The organism is Streptomyces sp. NRRL S-1813 (genome assembly GCF_000719605.1).
Lineage (GTDB): Bacteria > Actinomycetota > Actinomycetes > Streptomycetales > Streptomycetaceae > Streptomyces > Streptomyces decoyicus.
Window position 1 is genome coordinate 15195 of sequence record NZ_JOHB01000049.1, and the last position, 20275, is coordinate 35469.

The 20275-nt window shown below is 71.2% G+C and carries 16 protein-coding genes and 1 riboswitch; of the genes, 9 read left to right on the plus strand and 7 right to left on the minus strand.

Annotation, left to right across the window (positions count from 1 at the left end):
- Nucleotides 1–63 precede the first annotated feature (63 nt).
- On the plus strand, nucleotides 64–342 hold the full coding sequence (locus tag IF67_RS0136290) for a hypothetical protein (RefSeq protein ID WP_420708739.1): 279 nt from the start codon (nucleotides 64–66) through the stop codon (nucleotides 340–342).
- A gap of 126 nt (nucleotides 343–468) precedes the next feature.
- Complete coding sequence (locus IF67_RS0136295) at nucleotides 469–1491, plus strand: adenosine deaminase (protein WP_030992998.1); 1023 nt, start codon at nucleotides 469–471, stop codon at nucleotides 1489–1491.
- Nucleotides 1492–1629: 138 nt separating this feature from the next.
- Here the strand turns inward: IF67_RS0136295 and IF67_RS0136300 are convergent, their stop codons facing one another.
- Nucleotides 1630–2811: an ABC transporter substrate-binding protein gene (locus IF67_RS0136300; protein WP_030993000.1), complete on the minus strand. Its 1182-nt coding sequence runs from the start codon at nucleotides 2809–2811 to the stop codon at nucleotides 1630–1632.
- Between the two features lie 128 nt (nucleotides 2812–2939).
- Entirely contained in the window at nucleotides 2940–4394 is a 1455-nt protein-coding gene (locus IF67_RS0136305; RefSeq protein ID WP_030993002.1) for a gamma-aminobutyraldehyde dehydrogenase, read from the minus strand.
- 179 nt (nucleotides 4395–4573) lie between these two features.
- Here IF67_RS0136305 and IF67_RS0136310 point away from each other — a divergent pair, with 179 nt between their 5' ends.
- The 5 genes from IF67_RS0136310 to IF67_RS0136330 all read left to right on the plus strand — a co-directional run bounded on the left by IF67_RS0136310 (nucleotide 4574) and on the right by IF67_RS0136330 (nucleotide 9848).
- Nucleotides 4574–5056, plus strand: a complete 483-nt coding sequence (locus IF67_RS0136310; RefSeq protein ID WP_030993003.1) for an Lrp/AsnC family transcriptional regulator — start codon at nucleotides 4574–4576, stop codon at nucleotides 5054–5056.
- Nucleotides 5057–5058: 2 nt separating this feature from the next.
- Nucleotides 5059–6420 (plus strand): aspartate aminotransferase family protein, encoded by a 1362-nt coding sequence (locus IF67_RS0136315; RefSeq protein WP_030993005.1) that lies wholly within the window; start codon nucleotides 5059–5061, stop codon nucleotides 6418–6420.
- A 214-nt stretch (nucleotides 6421–6634) separates the two neighbouring features.
- Nucleotides 6635–7375, plus strand: coding sequence for an ABC transporter ATP-binding protein (locus tag IF67_RS0136320; protein ID WP_030993007.1), 741 nt, complete (start codon nucleotides 6635–6637; stop codon nucleotides 7373–7375).
- Entirely contained in the window at nucleotides 7357–8526 is a 1170-nt protein-coding gene (locus tag IF67_RS0136325) for a hypothetical protein (RefSeq protein WP_030993009.1), read from the plus strand. Before IF67_RS0136320 ends, IF67_RS0136325 begins: the two co-directional genes overlap by 19 nt.
- 164 nt (nucleotides 8527–8690) lie before the next feature.
- Complete coding sequence (locus IF67_RS0136330) at nucleotides 8691–9848, plus strand: LOG family protein (RefSeq protein ID WP_030993011.1); 1158 nt, start codon at nucleotides 8691–8693, stop codon at nucleotides 9846–9848.
- 130 nt (nucleotides 9849–9978) lie between these two features.
- On the opposite strand, the gene IF67_RS0136335 is transcribed toward IF67_RS0136330, so the two are convergent.
- Nucleotides 9979–12624, minus strand: coding sequence for an SCO7613 C-terminal domain-containing membrane protein (locus IF67_RS0136335; RefSeq protein WP_158713214.1), 2646 nt, complete (start codon nucleotides 12622–12624; stop codon nucleotides 9979–9981).
- A 256-nt stretch (nucleotides 12625–12880) separates the two neighbouring features.
- On the opposite strand from IF67_RS0136335, the gene IF67_RS0136340 reads away from it, so the two are divergent.
- Nucleotides 12881–13810 (plus strand): hypothetical protein, encoded by a 930-nt coding sequence (locus IF67_RS0136340; protein WP_037840281.1) that lies wholly within the window; start codon nucleotides 12881–12883, stop codon nucleotides 13808–13810.
- Nucleotides 13811–13815: 5 nt separating this feature from the next.
- Here the strand turns inward: IF67_RS0136340 and IF67_RS0136345 are convergent, their stop codons facing one another.
- From IF67_RS0136345 to rlmN, 4 genes are all read right to left on the minus strand, one after another.
- Entirely contained in the window at nucleotides 13816–14889 is a 1074-nt protein-coding gene (locus IF67_RS0136345) for an ABC transporter ATP-binding protein (RefSeq protein ID WP_030993016.1), read from the minus strand.
- Nucleotides 14890–16620: an ABC transporter permease subunit gene (locus IF67_RS0136350; protein ID WP_030993018.1), complete on the minus strand. Its 1731-nt coding sequence runs from the start codon at nucleotides 16618–16620 to the stop codon at nucleotides 14890–14892. It lies immediately after the preceding gene.
- Entirely contained in the window at nucleotides 16596–17669 is a 1074-nt protein-coding gene (locus IF67_RS0136355) for a thiamine ABC transporter substrate-binding protein (RefSeq protein ID WP_030993020.1), read from the minus strand. Before IF67_RS0136355 ends, IF67_RS0136350 begins: the two co-directional genes overlap by 25 nt.
- Nucleotides 17670–17772: 103 nt before the next feature.
- Nucleotides 17773–17893, minus strand: a riboswitch (TPP riboswitch).
- 33 nt (nucleotides 17894–17926) lie between these two features.
- Nucleotides 17927–19033 (minus strand): 23S rRNA (adenine(2503)-C(2))-methyltransferase RlmN, encoded by a 1107-nt coding sequence (rlmN, locus tag IF67_RS0136360; protein WP_030993023.1) that lies wholly within the window; start codon nucleotides 19031–19033, stop codon nucleotides 17927–17929.
- Nucleotides 19034–19316: 283 nt separating this feature from the next.
- On the opposite strand from rlmN, the gene IF67_RS0136365 reads away from it, so the two are divergent.
- Nucleotides 19317–19538 (plus strand): CarD family transcriptional regulator, encoded by a 222-nt coding sequence (locus tag IF67_RS0136365; RefSeq protein WP_030993025.1) that lies wholly within the window; start codon nucleotides 19317–19319, stop codon nucleotides 19536–19538.
- Nucleotides 19539–20275: the final 737 nt, after the last annotated feature.

Sequence of the window (20275 nt, forward strand, 5' to 3'; positions counted from 1 at the left end):
ATTCTGTGATTCTTACCGTACGAGCCCCGACACGTTGTCAGTGCCCGCCGGCAGAATCCCGGCATGGTGCACGACAACACGGGGATCAAGGGTGAGCGCGCCGCGGACGGGCCGCGCTCGGCCGAGGAGCTGCGCCGCGCGACGGCCGCCGGCAAGCGCGTCAGATTCGTCCACTTCTGGGGCCACAGCCCCCGGCGCGACGGCAGCCTCGGCCCGAGCTGCTTCAGCCAGTGGTGGCCCTCCCCCTTCACCGTCGACGGGGTCCGGTACGCCACCGCCGAGCACTGGAAGATGGCCGGCAAGCCCCAGACCCTGCGGGAAGGGGCCGGCCCCCGGGCGTAGCCGGACCGCGGGGCTGCCGCGGCGAGGGCCGGTGTGCAGCCCTCGCCCCCACGGCCCCGCCCGGCCCGCTTAGCATGACCTGGACCCTCCGCGCACCCCTGCGCACCCCTTGACCAGGAGGAACCGTTGCCCGATCTCGATGCCTTCATTGCGGACCTGCCCAAGGCTGAGCTGCACGTCCACCACGTCGGATCGGCCTCACCGCGTATCGTCGCCGAGCTGGCGGCGCGGCACCCGGACTCCGCCGTCCCCTCCGACCCCGAAGCGCTGGCCGACTACTTCTCCTTCCGCGACTTCGCGCACTTCATCGAGGTCTACCTCTCCGTCGTGGACCTGATCCGCAACGCCGAGGATGTCCGGCTGCTGACGTACGAGGTCGCCCGGGACATGGCCCGGCAGAACATCCGCTACGCCGAGCTGACCCTCACCCCCTTCAGCTCGACCAGGCGCGGCATCCCCGACGCCGCGTACGTCGAGGCCATCGAGGACGCGCGCAAGGCGGCGGAGTCCGAACTGGGCGTGGTGCTGCGCTGGTGCTTCGACATCCCCGGTGAGGCGGGCCTGGAGGCCGCCGAGGAGACCGCCCGTATCGCGTGCGACCTCCAGCCCGAGGGCCTGGTCTCGTTCGGGCTCGGCGGCCCCGAGATCGGTGTCCCCCGCCCGCAGTTCAAGCCGTACTTCGACCGCGCCATCGCCGCCGGTCTGCACTCCGTGCCGCACGCCGGAGAGACCACGGGCCCCGGCACGATCTGGGACGCGCTCACCGAGCTCCGCGCCGAGCGCATCGGCCACGGCACCAGCGCCACCCAGGACCCGAAGCTGCTGGCCCATCTCGCCGAGCTCCGGATCCCGCTGGAGGTCTGCCCCACCTCCAACATCGCCACCCGCGCGGTGCGCACCCTGGAGGAGCATCCCCTCAAGGAGATGGCCGACGCGGGCGTGCTGGTCACCATCAACAGCGACGACCCGCCGATGTTCGGCACGGACCTCAACACCGAATACGGCGTCGCCGCCCGGCTGTTGGGCCTGGACGCCGCCGGTGTGGCCGGCCTCGCCAAGAACGCCGTCGCCGCCTCCTTCATGGACACCGCCGCCAAGACACGGCTCACGGCCGAGATCGACAGCTACACGGCATCGTGGCGCGGATAGCCACACCGGCTGCCGGGCATTGATCGCGACCGGCTGCCCCCGCTGTGGCCGCGCCGGCCCGACAAGGGCCGGCGCGGCCACAGCGAGCGGCTACAACGGACATCCGCCCGTCTCCCGCCCCTACACCCCCTTCACCCCCTACAACCCCACGATCGCGTTCCACTCCTTGGCGAATTCGGTCCGCTCCTTGGAGGTGATGTCGCGGGCAATGGCCAGCCGCTTGCGCATCGCGTCGTCGGGGAAGATCAGCGGATCCTCGGCGAGCGCGGCCCGTTCCTTGTCCTTGGAGGAGGCCAGCACCTCGCGCGCGGCCGGTACGGGACAGACGTAGTTGACCCAGGCGGCCAGCTCCGCGGCGACCTCAGGCCGGTAGTAGTAGTCGATCAGCCGCTCGGCGCTGCGCTTGTGCTCCGCGAGGTCGGGGATCAGCAGGCTCTCCGCCCAGAGTTCGGCGCCCTCCTGCGGCACCACGAACTCGATGTCCGGGTTGTCCGCCTGGAGCTGGATCACATCGCCCGAGTAGGCCTGCGCGGCGAGCACATCCCCGGAGTCCAGGTCCTTGATGTAGTCGTTGCCGGTGAACCGCCTGATGTGGCCCCGGCTCACCAGGCGGCGGATCCGGTCGGTCATCCGGTGGAAGTCGTCGGCCGTCCAGCGGGTGATGTCCACCCCGTCCCCCTGCATCAGCAGCGCGAACGATTCGTCGAGCCCGGAGAGCAGGGTGACCCGGCCGCGCAGATCGTCCTTCCACAGGTCGGAGGTGTGCCGGATCTCCCGGCCGAGCTTCTTGCGGTTGTAGGCGATGCCGGTGATCCCGGACTGCCAGGGCACGGAGTGCAGACGGCCCGGGTCGAAGTGCGGGGTGCGCAGCAGCGGGTCGAGGTTCTCGGCGACATGCGGCTGGGCCGCCCGGTCCATCTTCTGGACCCATCCCAGCCGGACGAACCGGGCGCACATCCAGTCACTGATGACGATCAGGTCCCGGCCGGTGCTCTGGTGGTTCATCAGCGCGGGGCTGATCTTGCCGAAGAACTCGTCGTTGTCGTTGATCTCCTCGGTGTACGTGACGGAGATCCCGGTGCGCCGCTCGAAGGCGTCGAGGGTGGGCCGGCGCTGCTTGTGGTGGTCGTCGACGTCGATGTAGAGCGGCCAGTTCGCGAAGACGATCTTCCGGTCCCGCGCCGAACGGTCCGCGCTCCCGCGGTCCGCCTCCTTGACGTACGCGGGCGGCACCCCGCAGCCGGTCATGGCGGCCAGCGCCCCCGTCACACCCATTCCGCCCATACCCCGGAGCAGCGCACGCCGCGAAAGATCAGCCATGGCGAGCACTCTCACGTGCCACGGGCGGAGGCGGCAAGAGACAGAGCGTCAGTTGCCGGGCCTCCGCCCGCGACGGTGTGTCGAGCGTTCCGTGCCGCTCGACGGTGAAGATCCCCGGGCCGGCCGGTTCAGCCGTCCAGCGAGGTCATCACGTGCTTGATGCGGGTGTAGTCGTCGAAGCCGTAGGCCGAAAGGTCCTTGCCGTAGCCGGACTTCTTGAACCCGCCGTGCGGCATCTCGGCGACCAGCGGGATGTGGGTGTTGATCCACACACAGCCGAAGTCGAGGCTCTTGGACATCCGCATGGCGCGGGCGTGGTCCTTGGTCCACACCGAGGACGCGAGCGCGTACTCGACGCCGTTGGCCCACTCCAGCGCCTGCTTCTCCTCGGAGAAGGACTGGACGGTGATGACCGGGCCGAAGACCTCCTGCTGGACGATCTCGTCGTCCTGCTTGAGGCCCGAGACGACGGTCGGGGCGAAGAAGTAGCCCTTGTCGCCGACCTGTTCGCCGCCCGCCTCGATCTTGGCGTGCGCGGGCAGCCGCTCGATGAAGCCCTTGACCTGCTTGAGCTGGTTGGCGTTGTTCAGCGGCCCGTAGAGCACGTCCTCGTCGTCGACCGCGCCGGTCTTGGTCTCCGACGCGGCCTTGGCCAGCGCGGAGACGAACTCGTCGTGGATGGACTCGTGGACCAGGACGCGGGTGGCGGCCGTACAGTCCTGGCCGGCGTTGAAGTAGCCGGCGACCGAGATGTCCTCGACGGCCTTGGCGATGTCGGTGTCCTCGAAGACCACGACCGGCGCCTTGCCGCCCAGCTCCAGGTGGACCCGCTTGAGGTCCTTGGACGCGGACTCGGCGACCTGCATGCCGGCCCGCACCGAGCCGGTGATCGAGGCCATCGCGGGAACCTTGTGCTCGACCATCAGCCGGCCGGTCTCGCGGTCACCGCAGATGACGTTGAAGACGCCGCGGGAGTGGCCCAGTTCGTCCAGCACGCTGCCGATGATGTCGGCGATCAGCACCGTGGAGGCCGGGGTGGTGTCGGACGGCTTGATGACGACGGTGTTGCCCGCGGCCAGCGCCGGGGCGAACTTCCACACGGCCATCATCATCGGGTAGTTCCACGGCGCGACCTGGGCGCAGACGCCGACCGGCTCGCGGCGGATGATGGAGGTGAAGCCCTCCATGTACTCGCCGGCCGAGCGGCCCTCCAGCATCCGGGCGGCACCCGCGAAGAAGCGGATCTGGTCCACCATCGGCGGGATTTCCTCGGACCGTACGAGCGCGATCGGCTTGCCGCAGTTCTCGGACTCGGCAGCGATCAGCTCCTCCGCCCGCTCCTCGAAGCGGTCGGCGATCTTCAGCAGGACCTTCTGGCGCTCGGCCGGGATCAGGTCGCGCCAGGCGGGGAAGGCGGCCTCGGCGGCGGCCATCGCCGCGTCCACGTCGGCGGGGGCCGAGAGCGGGGCGGTGGCGTATGCCTCACCCGTCGCGGGGTTGACCACCTCCGTGGTCCGCCCGTCGGCGGCGTCCCGGAACTCCCCGTCGATGTAGTTGCGCAGACGACGCAGTGCGGTGGTCACTGTGCGCCCCCTTCAGTCAGAAGTCTGGTGGTTTGAACATCCACCCTAGCCATGGAACCCACGTTTTCAACACACCCGCCACCCAGGAACAACGGAATCAGTGAAATTTCGATCGCGACACGACTAATTTCATCGTCTGGGGGTTGCAAGACAGACGAGGCTCGTGCACAGTGAACGACGTGGCGTCCCGTAATGGTCATGACCGAACCAGCCCCCCGTCGATCGACTCCGTCTCCCTGGCGATCATCGAGCAGCTCCAGGAGGACGGGCGCCGTCCGTACGCCGCGATCGGCAAGGCCGTCGGCCTGTCCGAGGCGGCGGTACGCCAGCGCGTACAGAAACTGCTCGACCAAGGCGTGATGCAGATCGTCGCGGTCACCGACCCCCTCACGGTCGGTTTCCGTCGGCAGGCAATGGTCGGCATCAACGTCGAAGGTGACCTCGACCCCGTGGCCGACGCCCTGACGACCATGGAAGAGGTCGAGTACGTCGTCATGACGGCAGGCTCCTTCGATCTCCTCATCGAGATCGTCTGCGAGGACGACGACCACCTTCTGGAAATGATCAACAAGCGGATCCGGACGCTTCCCGGCGTCCGGACCACCGAGAGCTTCGTGTACCTCAAGCTCCGGAAGCAGACCTACACCTGGGGAACGAGATAACGATGACCGGCGACCTCTCCAAGACGGCCTACGACCACCTGTGGATGCACTTCACCCGCATGTCGTCGTACGAGAATGCCCCCGTGCCCACGATCGTGCGCGGCGAGGGCACCAACATCTACGACGACAAGGGCAAGCGCTACATCGACGGTCTCGCCGGCCTGTTCGTGGTCAACGCCGGCCACGGCCGGGTCGAGCTCGCCGAGACCGCCTACAAGCAGGCGCAGGAGCTGGCCTTCTTCCCGGTGTGGTCCTACGCCCACCCCAAGGCCGTGGAGCTCGCCGAGCGCCTGGCCCACCACGCCCCGGGCGACCTCAACAAGGTCTTCTTCACCACCGGTGGCGGCGAGGCCGTCGAGACCGCCTGGAAGCTGGCCAAGCAGTACTTCAAGCTCGTCGGCAAGCCGATGAAGCACAAGGTGATATCCCGCGCGGTGGCCTACCACGGCACCCCGCAGGGCGCCCTGTCCATCACCGGCCTGCCCGGCCTGAAGGCCCCCTTCGAGCCGCTGGTCCCCGGCGCGCACAAGGTGCCGAACACCAACATCTACCGCGCCCCGATCCACGGCGAGGACCCCGAGGCCTTCGGCCGCTGGGCCGCCGACCAGATCGAGCAGCAGATCCTCTTCGAGGGCCCCGAGACCGTTGCCGCGGTCTTCCTGGAGCCGGTGCAGAACGCCGGCGGCTGCTTCCCGCCGCCGCCCGGGTACTTCCAGCGGGTCCGCGAGATCTGCGACCAGTACGACGTGCTGCTCGTCTCCGACGAGGTCATCTGCGCCTTCGGCCGCCTCGGCACGATGTTCGGCTGTGACAAGTTCGGCTACATCCCGGACATGATCACCTGCGCCAAGGGCATGACCTCGGGCTACTCCCCGATCGGCGCCTGCATCATCTCCGACCGCCTGGCCGAGCCGTTCTACAAGGGCGACAACACCTTCCTGCACGGCTACACCTTCGGCGGCCACCCGGTCTCCGCGGCCGTCGGTGTCGCCAACCTCGACATCTTCGAGCGCGAGGGCCTCAACAAGCACGTCCTCGACAACGAGGGCAACTTCCTGAACACCCTCCAGAAGCTGCACGACCTGCCGATCGTCGGCGACATCCGCGGCAACGGCTTCTTCTACGGCATCGAGCTCGTCAAGGACAAGACCACCAAGGAGTCCTTCAACGACGAGGAGACCGAGCGCGTCCTGTACGGCTTCCTCTCCAAGGCGCTGTACGACAACGGTCTCTACTGCCGCGCCGACGACCGTGGCGACCCGGTCATCCAGCTCGCGCCGCCGCTGATCGCCGACCAGCCGGTCTTCGACGAGATCGAGCAGATCCTGCGCTCCGTCCTCACCGAGGCCTGGACCAAGCTCTGATCCCAGGGCCACCCCTCGGTACAGCCCTGCACAACTGAACACCCATCGGCCCGGATTCACTCACTTCAAGCCATACGAGTGAATCTGGGCCGTTGTGCTGCCAAGCGTCGAATACCGGGGGTCACCAGTCTTTACCGTGCTAGTGACCGATACCCTCCATGGTCGTTCACCCGGTCGGGGGAACGATTCGACGCCTACAACAAGAGGTGCGCAGATGGTGGCCCCGCCTGACAACGACGTTCTCTGGGCCCGCGGCCTGCACCACACGCACGGCGGCACCTCCGCCCTCGCCGGAGTCTCCGTCGGCGTCCGCGAAGGCGAGATCCTCGCCGTCACCGGCCCGCGCGGCAGTGGCAAGACCACCCTCCTGAAATGTCTCTCCGGTCAACTCGTCCCGTCCGAGGGCGAGATCTGGTTCAACAGCGCCCCCGTGCACACGCTCTCCTCCCCGAGCCGCGAACGGCTGCGTCTGGACCGGTTCGGCTGGATCGACACCGAACCGCACCTCGTCCCCGAGCTCACCGCCTGGGAGAACGCCGCCCTCCCCCTCCTGCTCCGCGGCACCGCCACCCGCTCCGCCAAGCACACCGCCGTGGAATGGCTGGACCGCCTCGACGTGGGCATGTGCGCCGGCCGCCGCCCCCGGCAGCTCGACCAGTCCCAGCGCCAGCGCGTCGCCATCGCCCGTGCCCTCGCCACCACCCCCCAGGTGCTGTTCGCCGACGAGCCGACCGCCCCGCTGCACCGCTCCGACGGCACCCAGGTGCTGCGCACCCTCACCACCGCGGCCCGCTCGCACCAGATCACCGTCGTCCTGGCGACCCATGACCCCGAGGTCGCCACGCTCGCCGACCGGTCCCTCGCGCTCCTCGACGGCCACCCCTCGACCGCCGCGTCCGCCACCGCCGGGTCCTCCGATGAGGAAAGCAGGGCAGCGTGCTCGCTCTCCGTCTAGCCCGCGGCTCGCACCCCCTCGTCCTGCTGCGCCGCCTCGCCGTCGCCGTCGCGGCGGCCGGCACCGGCTTCCTGCTGCTCTCCACGGTCGGCCACGCCGCGGGTCACCCGTCCGCGGCCGACGAGTCACTGGTACGCCTGCTGTGGTGCACGGCCCCGCTCGCCGCCACCGCCCAGTTCGCGGTGTCCACGGCCCGTACGGATCCCGCGGCCCGTCTCCAGCGCGGTATGACCGCCGCCGGCCTGGGCCCGCTCCGTCTCACCCTGCTCGCCACGGTCTCCACGACGCTGACCTGCCTGCTGGGCGTCTTCCTCGCCCTGCTGGTCTTCCTCCGGCTCCGCGGCGACCTCGGCGGCCCGTCCGCTGCCGGGTTCGACGCCGATCTGCTCGGGGCCGGCCATCCGGTGCCGCTCGTCGGCGCCCTCATGCTGCTGGCGACCGTGCCGCTGACCGCCGCGGCCGCGACCGCCGTCGCGCTGCGCCCCCGCCACGAGGCAGGCGCCACCGAGACCGGGGCCGAGGCCCGCCCCAGGACCGCCCCGCCCTCCGGTCTCCCCTGGGGTATCGCCCTGGCAGCGGCGGGCCTGGCGATCGAGGCGTACACCAGCCCCGGCACCGGCGGCCACGGCGGACTGCTGCCGCTCCCCGGCCGGCTGATCGGCAGCCCTCCCGGTGTGCTGGCCGGCTGGGCGCTGTCGGCCTTCGGCCTCGTGCTGGCCGGCCCCGGCCTGGTGCATCTGTGCGGCCGGCTCCTCTGCGCCGGCCGTCCCGGCGCGCTGCGTCTGCTGTCCGGGCGGGTGCTCCAGGAGGAGTCGCACCGCCTCGGGCGCCCTCTGGGGGTCCTGTGCGCGGTCGCCTCCGCCGCGTACGCCGCCATGAAGGTGTACGAGGCCTCGCCCTCCCGCCCGTTCGGTCCGCTCACCGCGGTCGGCGCGGCAGTCGTCCTGGCCTGTGTCACCGCCAGCGCGCTCACCGCCGCACTGGAATCCCGCTCGGCCCGCGCCCACACCACGGCCGCCCTCCGGCGCCTGGGCGCCTCCGCCTCCGTCCTGCACCGCGCCGCGGCCCTGCGCGCTCTGGCCCTGGTGGTCGTCCTGGCTCCGCTGACCTGGACGGTCGCGGAAATGGCCACGCTTCCGCTCGTGCACTGAGCTGAGCGGGCGGGGGCCGGGGCCCCGGCGGGGCTCACGGCTCTCCACGCCCCGGCCCCTGTGCGCCCGGGACCCGGAGCGCACGCGGGAGCCGCCGGACGCACGGCGCCGGGGCGGGCACCTCGGCCCCCGGGCCGGGACCCCGCGGTCCTAACATGACGGACGTGCAGTCGAATTCTCAGCCCTCAGCGTCCCGCCGCCCCCGCGCCCACGACGACAACCGCGACTACGAGATCGAATCCCTGGCGGAGTTCGACCGGGTCATCGCCTCGGGCGGCCTCGCCGGACACCGCGTCCAGTCGGTCGATCTGACGGACCGTACGTTCGCGCTGCTCGGCGCGGACACCACGGACTCCGTGTTCCTCGGCTGCGCCATGGAACCGGACGCCGCCGCCAAGGTACGAGCCGGGGGCGCCCTGGTCTTCCCGCCCGTACCGGGCCTGCCGTTCGACCCCTACCGGGGCGGCCTCTACAGCCCGGACGAACTCTTCGAGGGGCTGGCCGACGCCGGCTATGACGCCACCCCGGACGCCCGCTCGTACGAATGGTTCGAACAGACCAAAGCGGACGGCGACATCTTCGCCTCGATGCTGCGGGGCATCCACGACGACGCCGTGTCCGATGCCCTGGACGAGCACCTCGCCGGCGCCCGGGTGGTGGGCATCATGGGCGGCCACGCCCTGGAGCGCGGCTCCGCGGCATACGCGGGCGCGGCCCGGCTCGGCCGCCGGCTGACCCGCAACGGGCTGACCGTCGCGACCGGCGGCGGCCCCGGCGCGATGGAGGCGGCGAACCTCGGGGCGTACGCCGCGCCCTTCGAGGACGGCATGCTCGACTCGGCGCTGGAACTCCTCGCCAAGTCGCCGCACTTCACGCCCTCGATCACGGAGTGGGCACGGGCCGCCTTCGACATACGGCGGACCTGGCCCGGCGGCGGCACCTCGGCCGGCATCCCCACCTGGTTCTACGGACATGAGCCGCCGAACGCCTTTGCGTCCCACATAGCGAAGTACTTCGTCAACGCGGTGCGCGAGGACGGCCTGCTGGCGCGCTCCAACGCCGGCGTGGTCTTCCTCCCGGGCGCGGCCGGGACCGTGCAGGAGATCTTCGACAACGCGACCCCGAACTACTACCAGTCGCGCGGCGGGCCGACCCCGATGGTGCTGGTGGACCGCGTGCACTGGACCGAGAAGCTCCCCGCCTGGCCGCTGCTCCAGGCGCTGGCGGCGGAGCGCCCGATGGCGGCCCGGATCGCGCTGGTCGACTCGGTGGACGAAGCCCCCGAGGCGCTGGCCCGCCTCACGGAGGGGGCGCCTTCCTGACCGGGCGGCGGCACACCCCTCGTCCAAGGCCCCGCTGCCGCCGGGCCTTGAGGAAAATCCCGCAGCCGGTCAGGTCTGGTCCGGTCCGGTCTGCGTGCGCCACCCGGAACGCAGGGCCCGTGCCGGAGGCTCACCCCATGCTGCGCACCGTGTCGCGCAGGCGTCGGGCTTCGTCGATCCGCTTCTCGTAGGTGGCCCCGAGCAGCAGCAGGAGCAGGCCGGCAGCGGCCAGCGGCACCCAGCGGGGGACGAGGCCGAGCACCTGGACCACGGTCGGGGCGAGTTCGTGCACCCCGACCAGCACGAGTACGCCGCTGCCGACGACCAGCGGTGCCTGGAGGCGGGTGCGTACCCCGACCACGGTGGCGAGCAGGGCCGCCGTGCCCAGGAGCAGCGGGCGCACCCAGTTCCCGTCGTTGAACGCGGCGCTGAGGCTGGGGAGCATGGTCGCGCTCAGCCCCGCGCCGTAGGCGGGCCAGGAGCCCGTCTCGGGGTTGCTCGTACGGCGGCGGTGGCCGATGACCAGTGCGGCTGCCGTGACCGGGAGCGTGTACGCCTCGGGGAAGGTGACGTCCGCCAGGGCGAGGCGCACCCAGGAGGAGGCGATGAGCAGGGCGGTTCCGGCGAGTGCGGCGCGGCGGCGGTCCGGGCGCAGCGCGAGGGCCAGGCCCGCGACCCCGGACACGGCGAGGGCGACGCTCAGCGCGTCGGGGTGAGACGCCGTCAGGGCGAGGGCGGTCGCGGCAAGGACATACCCGGCGCCCTCGACGGCCGTGGAGACCTGCTCGCGCCCCGGGATCCGGTGCCACACCGCTGCGGCGCAGGCGGCAAGGGCCGCGACCGCGAGTACCGCGAACGCGGCGAGGTGCCCGGGCAGGCCGGCGGTGCGTCCGGACGCGAACGCCTCGACGCCCAGGGCGAGGACGGCGAACGCCCCCGCGGCACGCGCCGTCGCGCGCTCGGCGGGCGAGGCGGTCGGCGCCGAGAGGACGTGGGCGAGTACCGCGGCTGACACGGCGAAGGTCCCGCACACCGCGAGCACGGCGGCCCGGTCGGCCGACGACCACAGCAGGGCGAGCGCGCCGCTCGCGGCCAGCGCCAGCAGCCGCGGTACGAGTGCGGCCCCCGGCCGGCGCACGACATCCACCGCTACGGCGACGGTCACCACAGCGGCGGCCGCAAGCACCCAGGCGTACGGCAGCCCCACCGCGACCGGCATCAGGAGAAGTGCGGGGACGGCGGCCAGTGCTGCGGCGTTGCACAGCGCGGTCGCCGGTCGGTCCAGGTGCCCGTCGCCGACGGCACGGGCACGGAGTACGGCCATGGTGGCCAGGACGGAGGCGGCCAGCCAGAGCACGAACAGCGGCGCGGTCGCGAGCTGCCAGCTCCACCGCGGCGGTTGACCGTCGAGCCAGAGCATGATGCCGGGGACGACGGGCCGGGTGAGGGCGTGCACGAGTTCCGGCAGCACCACCACACCGGCCAGCAGCAGCATGATCGAGGCGGCGGCCAGCTCTCCCGCCGCGGCCGCGGCTTCGGGCGGCGGTGCGAACGGGCCGCCCGCCGCAGGCTTCGCCCACCGGCCGCTGCGCACACCGGACACCGCCGCCCACACCATGACGAGCGCCGCCGGTGCCGCGTATCCGGCCACGTCCCAGCCCGAGGGCACGACCCACCGCAAGCCGGCTCCGACCGCCACGATCAACGCCACGACGGCCACGCCCTCGGCGCCACAGCGCAGCGCGAACGGCAATGTGCGGAAGCCGCGGCACAGCGCCGTCCCCAGAAGCACCAGCAGCCCCAACGGCACCCAGGCCCGCAGCACTTCGGCCGGTGCAGGGGCGCCCGTCGCGTGCGCCGCCGCGAGCGCCCCGCCCAGCAGCGCCCATCCGCCGCCGATCACCCGGGCCCCCGTGACCAGGGCGGTGGCGGCTCCTTCGCCGCCCAGCCGGTCGCGGAACCCGGCAGGCCCGGTGGCGGCGTGTGCGGCGAGCGCGTACAGGGCCGCGAAGTCCATCGCGGCCGTGGCGATCATCGCGGTCGCGTAGTCCTCGACCGCTCCGCCCGAGGCCGTAGTGCCCAGGAGGCCCGGCAGTTGCGCTGTCAGGAATCCCACGGGCAGCGGGATCCGTAGCCGCTGCCACCAGCCGTAGGCCCCCGCCCCCACCGCCGTCAGCGTGGTGACCACCGCCCAGTAGCCCGCCGGCCCGACGCGGTCCAGGCCGCCGAGTCCGGCCTGCCGGGCGGCGTAGGCGTCCAGGAGCACCAGGGCGAGTCCCACCGCGGCCGAAGCCTCGGCGGTGGCCGTGAGCTGCCGCCGCCGCAGCGGACGGGGCAGTGCGAGCGCGCACGCGGTCAGCGCGAGCAGAATGGCGGCCCGCCCGCCGATGCCCAGCCGTCCCCAGCTCACCACGGTGAACACCAACGCGGCGACGACCACCAGCACTCCGCCGACGATCAGCAGCGCGGTCCGGGCGGACGGCGCGGAGATCTCCCGCACCGAAGCACCCGCCTCGCCCACGGGAACGCCCACCGGAGCGCTCACCTGCGTCCCCGCAGGTGCGTCCCGGCGTACCCGCAGCGCGGCCAGCAGCTCGTGCTGCCGCTGCGCCAGCCACTGCCTGCGTGCGTCCAGCGCGCGCAGCTCTCCTGTGACCTGCCACAACGCCAGGGCGTCCGGCCCGGTCAGGGGCAGCCGGCAACGGGTGCACCAAGCGGGCGGAGGTGACCCCAGAGGCATTCCGCAGTCCGGGCAACCCGGCGATTCCGTGTGCATGGCGCGAGTATGCGTAGTCTGGTCGGCCGCGGCATGAGTACCCGTACTCATGCGCCCTGAGGCCCGAGGCCGGTCCCGGTCGTCGGTTCCGGGAGGGAGGCTCACTTTTCCGCCCCGTCCTCCTCCAGGCCCCCACCGCCTCGGTGCGCCGACCACTCGGTGTACCGCCCACCTGAGGCAACTCCCGTCCTGAAATGCGCGTCTGCCAGGCCGGGCAACGAACAGTAAGACAGACAGCGGGCGAACGGAGCTCTTGGTGATCATCGGCCTTCTGACGGCGGTAGCGGCGTCGGCCTGCTACGGCACGGGTTCGGTCCTACAGGCGGTGGGTTCACGCAAGTCCGCCCGCCGGGAAGCGGCCGAGGCGTCGACCACCGGTGTCACCCAGCACGGCGGCCCCAGTCTGTCCTCCACCGCGAAAGCCGCCGTGACCTGGGAGTTCATGGTCGGCACCGTGCTGGACTTCATAGGGTTCGGGCTCGGCGCGCTGGCCGCCAGACTGCTGCCGCTGTTCCTTTCCCAGACCGTGATCAGCGCCAACCTCGTGATCACTGCCGTACTGAGCATCAAGCTCCTCGGGATCCGGCTCAACCGGGCGGAGTGGACCTCCATCGGCGTGGTGTGCGGGGCGTTGGTGCTGCTGGCCACGGCCGCCGGTCCGGAAGGCAGCGGCCACACACCGATCGCCGCCCACTGGTGGCTGCTCGCCGCCTCGGTGGTACTCATCGGCGGCGGCACCCTGCTCGTGCGCCTGCTCGGCGGACGGGCCGCGATCCTCGCGGGCCTGCTCTCCGGTCTGGGCTTCGGCGCGCTCGGTATCGGCGTACGGGTACTGAACGGGGTGGCCCCCTTCCATCTGCCGTCCCTGCTCGGCGACCCCGCCCTGTACGCGATTCTGGTGGCCGGCATCGGGGGCATGTATCTGCACACCGTCGCCCTCCAGATCGGCTCGGTGAACGGTGCCACGGCGGCGCTGGTGGTGGGCGAGACGGTGGTCCCCGGCATGCTCGGGGTGCTGTGGCTGGGCGACTCCTCCCGTCCGGGCTTCGCCTGGGTCGCCGCCCTCGGGTTCGTGGTGGCCGTGGCCGGTGCCGTCGCGGTCGCCTGGTACGGCGAACCGGAGCCGGAGACGGAGCCCGGATCGCCGGCCGCCGGTGAGCGGCAGACGGAGGTGGCGGCCCGCTGAGGGCGTCAGCCCGCGGTGCCGGAGGCGTCCAGCACCACCACGTCCTGCGCCGCGAAGGCGATGCCCACCCGCGCCCCCACCTCCGGCGCGTCCCGCAGCGCGCAGGCCGCCTCCACCTGCGGTCCGCCGGCGGGCCGGAGCAGCAGCGCGACATGGGTACCGCGGAAGGTACGGGCGGCGACCGTGCAGGGCAGGCCCTCCGGGGCGGCCGTCAGCCGTACCCCGGCCGGCCGGACGAGCAGGCGGCAGGGCCCGTCCGCCGTACCGTCCGGGACCGGCACCTTGCCCCAGGGGGTGGCGGCGGCCTCGCCCTGCACCGTCGCCTCGACCACATTGTCGAAGCCGAGGAAACGGGCGACGAATTCCGTGGCGGGACGCTGCCAGACCTCCAACGGGGTGCCGGTCTGCGCGATCCGGCCGTCCTGCATCACCACGACCCGGTCGGCGAGCGCAAAGGCCTCCCCCTGGTCGTGGGTGACCGCAAGGACGGTGGTGCCCAATTCGCGGAAGAGGCGGCGGAGTTCGACGACCAGCCGTTCGCGCAGCCCGCGGTCGAGCTGGCCGAGGGGCTCGTCCAGCATCAGCAGGCGGGGGCGGGGAGCCAGCGCGCGGGCCAGTGCGACCCGCTGCTGTTCGCCGCCGGACAGGGAGGCCACGGCGCGCCGCTGGGCGCCCGGCAGCCCGACGAGGTCCAGCAGTTCGGCGACCGTACGCTCCCGGTCGCCGCGTGCCGAGCGCCGCATCCGCAGCCCGAACGCCACATTTCCCTCGACATCGCGCTGCGGGAAGAGCTGGTGGTCCTGGAACATCATGCCGACGCCGCGGCGGTGTGTGGGCACCCCGGCCTGCTCGCGCCCCTCCAGCAACACCTGCCCCGCGTCGGCCTGTTGGAGTCCGGCGACCACTCTCAGCAGAGTGGACTTGCCGCTGCCGCTCGGCCCCAGGACGCACACGATTTCGTGCGCCGCGACGTCCAGATCCACCGCGTCCAGCGCGGGACGTCCCGCCGTGCCGAAGCGGACGGTCACCCCGCCCAGCCGTAGCAGCTCCTGCGCCGTGGTCCCGGCCCGTGACGTCATCTAGAACTCCCCGGATTGGTCGAGGGGGCGCAGGCGCTCCAGTACCAGCAAGACGCCGGCGCACACCACCATCAAGACGGTCGACAAGGCCATCGCCTGCCCGTAGTTGAGCTCTCCCGCACGTCCCAGCAGTCGCGCCACGGCGACCGGCAGCGTCGGCTGGTCCGGCCGTGCGATGAAGACCGTCGCCCCGAACTCACCGAGCGAGACGGCGAAGGCGAAGCCCGCGGCGATCAGCAGGGCCCGCCGCACCATCGGCAGGTCGATCTCGCGCCACACCCGCCACGGCGAGGCGCCGAGCACGGCGGCCGCCTCCCGCAGCCGCCTGTCGATCGCCCGCAGGACCGGCAGCATCGTCCGGACCACGAACGGCACCCCCACCAGTGCCTGGGCGAGCGGCACCAGCCACCACGAGGCACGCAGATCGAGCGGGGGTGCGTCGAGGCTGATCAGAAACCCGAAGCCGACGGTCACCGCGGAGACCCCGAGGGGCAGCATCAGCAGCGCGTCGAAGCCGCGGACGAACCGGCCGGCCAGGGGCGTCCGTCCGGACGGGCCCCTGCGGAGCCGGGGCAGGGTCAGCGCGGCGGCCGCCAGCCCGCCCACCACCAGCGCGATCGCGGTGGCCGCGGCCGCGTAGGCGAGGGAGTTCCACAGGGCGTCGAGGGGCGCGACGGTGAAGGTGCTGTCGGCGGACGCGGAGGACCGCAGCGAGGTGTAGAACACCGCCCCATAGCCGTCCGGCCCGGCGAACGACCGCTCCACGAGCACGGCCAGCGGCGCGATCAGCAGGACGGTGATGACGGCGAGCGTCCCCCACAGCAGCGTCCACTGGCCGCGGCCGCGCGGCCGGTGTGCGGTCTGCGACGGTGCCACGAGCCGCAGCGCGGATTCCCGCCGCCGCACCGTCCAGGCGTGCAGCGCCAGCACGCCCAGCACCGCCGCGAACTGGATCAGGGTGAGGACCGCGGCCGTCGGCAGATCCAGGAAGTCCGCGGTCTGCCGGTAGATCTCCACCTCCAGCGTCGAGAAGGCGGGCCCGCCCAGAATCTGCACCACCCCGAAGGAGGTGAAGGTGAAGAGGAAGACCATCAGCGCGGCGGCCGCGACGGCGGGCCCCAGGGCCGGCAGCGTCACCCGCCGCCAGGCCTCGAACCGGCCGGCTCCCAGCACCCGCGCCGCTTCTTCCTGGCGCGGGTCGAGCTGCCCCCAGAGCCCGCCGACGGTCCGTACGACCACGGCGTAGTTGAAGAAGACGTGCGCCAGCAGAATCGCCCACACCGAGGTGTCCAGGCGCAGGCCCCACAGCTCGTCCAGCAGCCCGCCCCGCCCGACCAGTGCCAGGAAGGCCGAGCCGACGACGACGGTCGGCAGCACGAACGGCACGGCCACCACCGCCCGCAGCAGCTGTTTGCCGGGGAAGTCGAAGCGCGCGAAGACATAGGCGCCGGGCAGTGCGATCAGCAGCGTCAGCGCCGTGGAAGCGGCCGCCTGCCAGACGGTGAACCACAGCACATGAACGACATCCGGGTCGCCGAGCACCGCCCCGAACCGGGCGAGCTGCCACTGCCCGCCGTCCTTCAGCCCCCGCCCGACGATCGCCACGACCGGATAGGCGAAGAACAGCGCGAAGAAGGCGAGCGGCAGCGCCATCAGGCCGAGCCGCACCGCCGTTCCCCGCGCGGGCCGGGGGCGCCGGCTGCGGGTTACTTCAGAACGAGCGAGGACCACTGCTTGATCCACTGTTCGCGGTTCTTGGTGATCGTCTCCGGAGGCAGCGTCGTCGGCTCGTCGATCGTGGCGCCGTACTTGGTGAACAGCTCCGGCACCTTGGCGTCCTTGCGCGCCGGGTTGACGAACATCTTCAGCGGTACGTCCTCCTGGAACTCCTTGCTCACCAGGAAGTCCAGCAGCGCCTTACCGCCCTTCGCGTTCTTAGCGCCCTTGAGCAGACCGCCGAACTCGATCTGGCGGAAGCAGGTGCCCGTGGCGACACCGGTGGGTGCCTCCTTGGGCGCGGGCTTCTTGCCGAGCACCTCGACCGGCGGGCTGGAGGCGTAGGAGACCACCAGCGGCTTGTCGCCCTTGCCCTTGCCGGCCGCGGAGCCCGAGAACCGCTCGTAGTAGGCCTGCTCCCAGCCGTCGACGACCTCGACGCCGTTGGCCTTGAGCTTCTTCCAGTAGTCCTGCCAGCCGTCCTGTCCGTACTTGGCGATGGTGCCGAGCTGGAAGGCGAGCCCCGGGGAGGAGGTGGCGGAGTTCTCCGTGACCAGCAGCCCCTTGTACCGGGGCTCGAGCAGGTCGTCGAAGGTCTTCGGCGGCGCGGTCTTGTGCCGGGCGAAGTAGCCGCGGTCGTAGTTGACGCAGATGTCGCCGTAGTCGAGCGGCGTGACGCGGTGCTCGCCCTTGTCGAGCTGTAGCCCGGCCGGCACGTTCGCCAGCCCCTTGGCCTCGTACGGGCTGAAGACGCCCTCGTTCAGACCGCGCGAGAGCAGCGTGTTGTCGATGCCGAAGAACACATCGCCCTGGGGATTTCCCTTGGACAGGATCGCCTGGTTGACGGCCTTGCCGGCGTCTCCGCCCTTGAGGATCTTGACCTTGTAGCCGCTCTCCTTCTCGAAGGCGGCCAGGACGGACCGGGAGACGTTGAACGAGTCATGGCTGACGAGCGTGACGGTCTTGGCGTCCGCCCCGCCGCCCGGCGTACCGCAGGCGGCGAGCGCGGCTATCCCGACCGCGGCGGCGACCGCCGGGACGGTGATCCTGCTGGTGATGCTCACTGACTTCCTCCTGGCTGGCCAGGAAGAGACGCGGCCCCGCCCGGTGTCCGCGGCTCTCGACGTCGGATGACGTGCGGAGGCGGCTTGGGGCGGGGCGCAACAGCATGAGTGACGACCGAACTTCCTACCCGGAATGACCCGGGCGAGGTTCAAGGGTCTGCGGGCACCGTAGGACTACGACGCTTCCGCACTCTCAGCGCTGTGGCGCTCCCCTGTCGGAATGTGCATTTGTTCGATCACACGGTACCAGCGGGCGGTCAGCGCTCCGAGGCTGCGAGCTGTCCGCAGGCGCCGTCGATCTCCTGGCCGCGGGTGTCACGAACGGTCACCGGAACCCCGTGCGCCTCGATGGCCTGGACGAACGCCTTCTCGTCCTCGGGACGCGAGGCGGTCCACTTCGAGCCGGGCGTCGGATTCAGCGGAATCAGGTTCACATGGACCCGCTTCCCCTTCAGCAGCCGACCCAGCAGGTCACCGCGCCACGCCTGGTCGTTGATGTCGCGGATCAGCGCGTACTCGATCGAAATCCGCCGCCCGGACTTCTCCGCGTACTCCCACGCCGCGTCCAGCACCTCACGCACCTTCCAGCGCGTGTTGACGGGCACCAGGGTGTCGCGCAGCTCGTCGTCGGGCGCATGCAGCGACACGGCCAGCCGGCACTTGAACCCTTCGTCGGCGAACCGCAGCATCGCCGGGACCAGCCCGACCGTCGAGACGGTGATGCCGCGCTGGGACAGCCCCAGCCCATCGGGCTCCGGGTCGGTCAGCCGACGGATCGCCCCGACCACCCGCTTGTAGTTGGCGAGCGGCTCGCCCATCCCCATGAAGACGATGTTGGACAGCCGCGCAGGCCCGCCCGGCACCTCGCCGTCGCGCAGCGCCCGCATCCCGTCGACGATCTGGTGCACGATCTCGGCGGTCGACAGATTCCGGTCCAGTCCCGCCTGCCCCGTCGCGCAGAACGGGCAGTTCATTCCGCATCCGGCCTGCGAGGAGATGCACATGGTGACCCGGTCGGGGTAGCGCATCAGCACGGATTCGACGAGCGTGCCGTCGTGCAGCTTCCACAGGGTCTTGCGCGTGGTGTCCTCGTCACACGAGATGTGCCGCATGACCTTCATCAGATCCGGCAGCAGTTCGCTCGCCAGCTTCTCGCGCGCCGCCGCAGGAATGTCGGTCCACTGCGCCGGGTCGTGCGCATAACGGGCGAAGTAGTGCTGCGACAGCTGCTTGGCGCGAAACGGCTTCTCCCCGATCGCGGCCACCGCTTCGCGACGCTCGACGGGGCTGAGATCGGCAAGGTGCCGCGGGGGCTTCTTGGCCCCGCGCGGCGCGACGAAAGTGAGTTCTCCGGGTGCAGGCATGGTCCGTCCAGTGTGGCAGATCGTTTAAGGGGGCCCAGGCCGGAGCGGTGAGGTGACAGTCACCCGCTGCGGCCTTCTGCCATGGGCAGTCCACCTCGCACGGCCCGGGGACGGCCGGGCTACCGGCATGACCTCGTCAATTCACGCCAAGCCGGTAGTGCGTCCGCAGCTTCGCGGGGCCCGTGGAAATGGGGTGAGCAGTGACCGCCGACGGAGATCTCAGCTTGGTTGCGTTAGCCGGCGTGTGAGGGGCAGCTCGCTCACCAGGCGCATACTGCTGATAATGACAAAGCCTGCCGTAGCCCGGCGCCACCTGCCGTCCAGCCCCTTCAAGCCCCCGGTCACGCGCCCTCCCAAGCAGTTCGCGATGGGCGACCGGGTCACACACGATGAGCACGGCCTCGGCCGTGTGATCGGCATCGAGGATGAAGTCGCGGTACTTGTCGACTTCGGTTCGGTGCAGGCACGGATCATGAGTCCGTACAGCAAATTGGCCAAGCTCTGAGAACCTCGCGCCGTTCGGCGCAGCCGCATGCCCAGCCACGATGGCGGGGTGCCTAGCAGAGCGCCCACGCTGCCCCCGGCCACATCCCGGCAGCAGCCGCTCCCCCTCGCCATCTCCGGAGCGTCCGGTCCCTTCAGGCTGCCGCATCCCTGACGACGAAAGAACGGCGCCCCGCCACCGCCCGCCCTTCCCACCCGGCGGCCTCGCCCGGCTTCTCCAGCCGGAGCGATCCCCCGGTCGAAGGATCCGCTGCTGATCGGAAACTGGGGCACGTGCAAGTGCGCAACGCTACGGTTCGCCGCCGGAAAGTCTCGGAACAGGGGGATGGTCATGCGAGGACACAACGCGGCTGCCGGCGCGGTTTTGCTCGTCGTCCTGGCAGGGTGCGGTGATGCCTCACCTGAGAACGAGGCCAAAGAACCGTCCTCGCCTCGTCCGACCATTGCTGCCACACGTGCAGCCCGCGGCTCCTAAGGGTCCAGGGGGCCCGAAGTCTGCGTCTCCCTCCTCCTCAGATGCCTCAGATGACGTGCCTTCGCCATCGGACAAGGACGAGCAATACGCCGGCGCCGTGAAGGCCCGCGCTCCGGAACTCAGGCAGGTGGAAGCAGACGACCTCGGCGTTCAGGGGCAGCTTGTCTGCACGGAGCTGGACATGGGCGACAGCCCACGGGCAGTGCTCAAAAACTTCCAGGCTGCGTACCCGGGAGTGAAGGGTCTGGCCATCGTGACCGAAG

Excerpts from the sequence above, each read along its gene's own strand:
- IF67_RS0136290 (WP_420708739.1), top strand. The coding sequence starts at position 64 with ATGGTGCACGACAACACGGGGATCAAGGGTGAGCGCGCCGCGGACGGG.
- IF67_RS0136300 (WP_030993000.1), bottom strand. The coding sequence starts at position 2,811 with ATGGCTGATCTTTCGCGGCGTGCGCTGCTCCGGGGTATGGGCGGAATG.
- IF67_RS0136315 (WP_030993005.1), top strand. The coding sequence starts at position 5,059 with ATGACCGGCGACCTCTCCAAGACGGCCTACGACCACCTGTGGATGCAC.
- IF67_RS0136320 (WP_030993007.1), top strand. The coding sequence starts at position 6,635 with ATGGTGGCCCCGCCTGACAACGACGTTCTCTGGGCCCGCGGCCTGCAC.
- IF67_RS0136335 (WP_158713214.1), bottom strand. The coding sequence starts at position 12,624 with ATGCACACGGAATCGCCGGGTTGCCCGGACTGCGGAATGCCTCTGGGG.
- IF67_RS0136345 (WP_030993016.1), bottom strand. The coding sequence starts at position 14,889 with ATGACGTCACGGGCCGGGACCACGGCGCAGGAGCTGCTACGGCTGGGC.
- rlmN (WP_030993023.1), bottom strand. The coding sequence starts at position 19,033 with ATGCCTGCACCCGGAGAACTCACTTTCGTCGCGCCGCGCGGGGCCAAG.
- IF67_RS0136365 (WP_030993025.1), top strand. The coding sequence starts at position 19,317 with ATGACAAAGCCTGCCGTAGCCCGGCGCCACCTGCCGTCCAGCCCCTTC.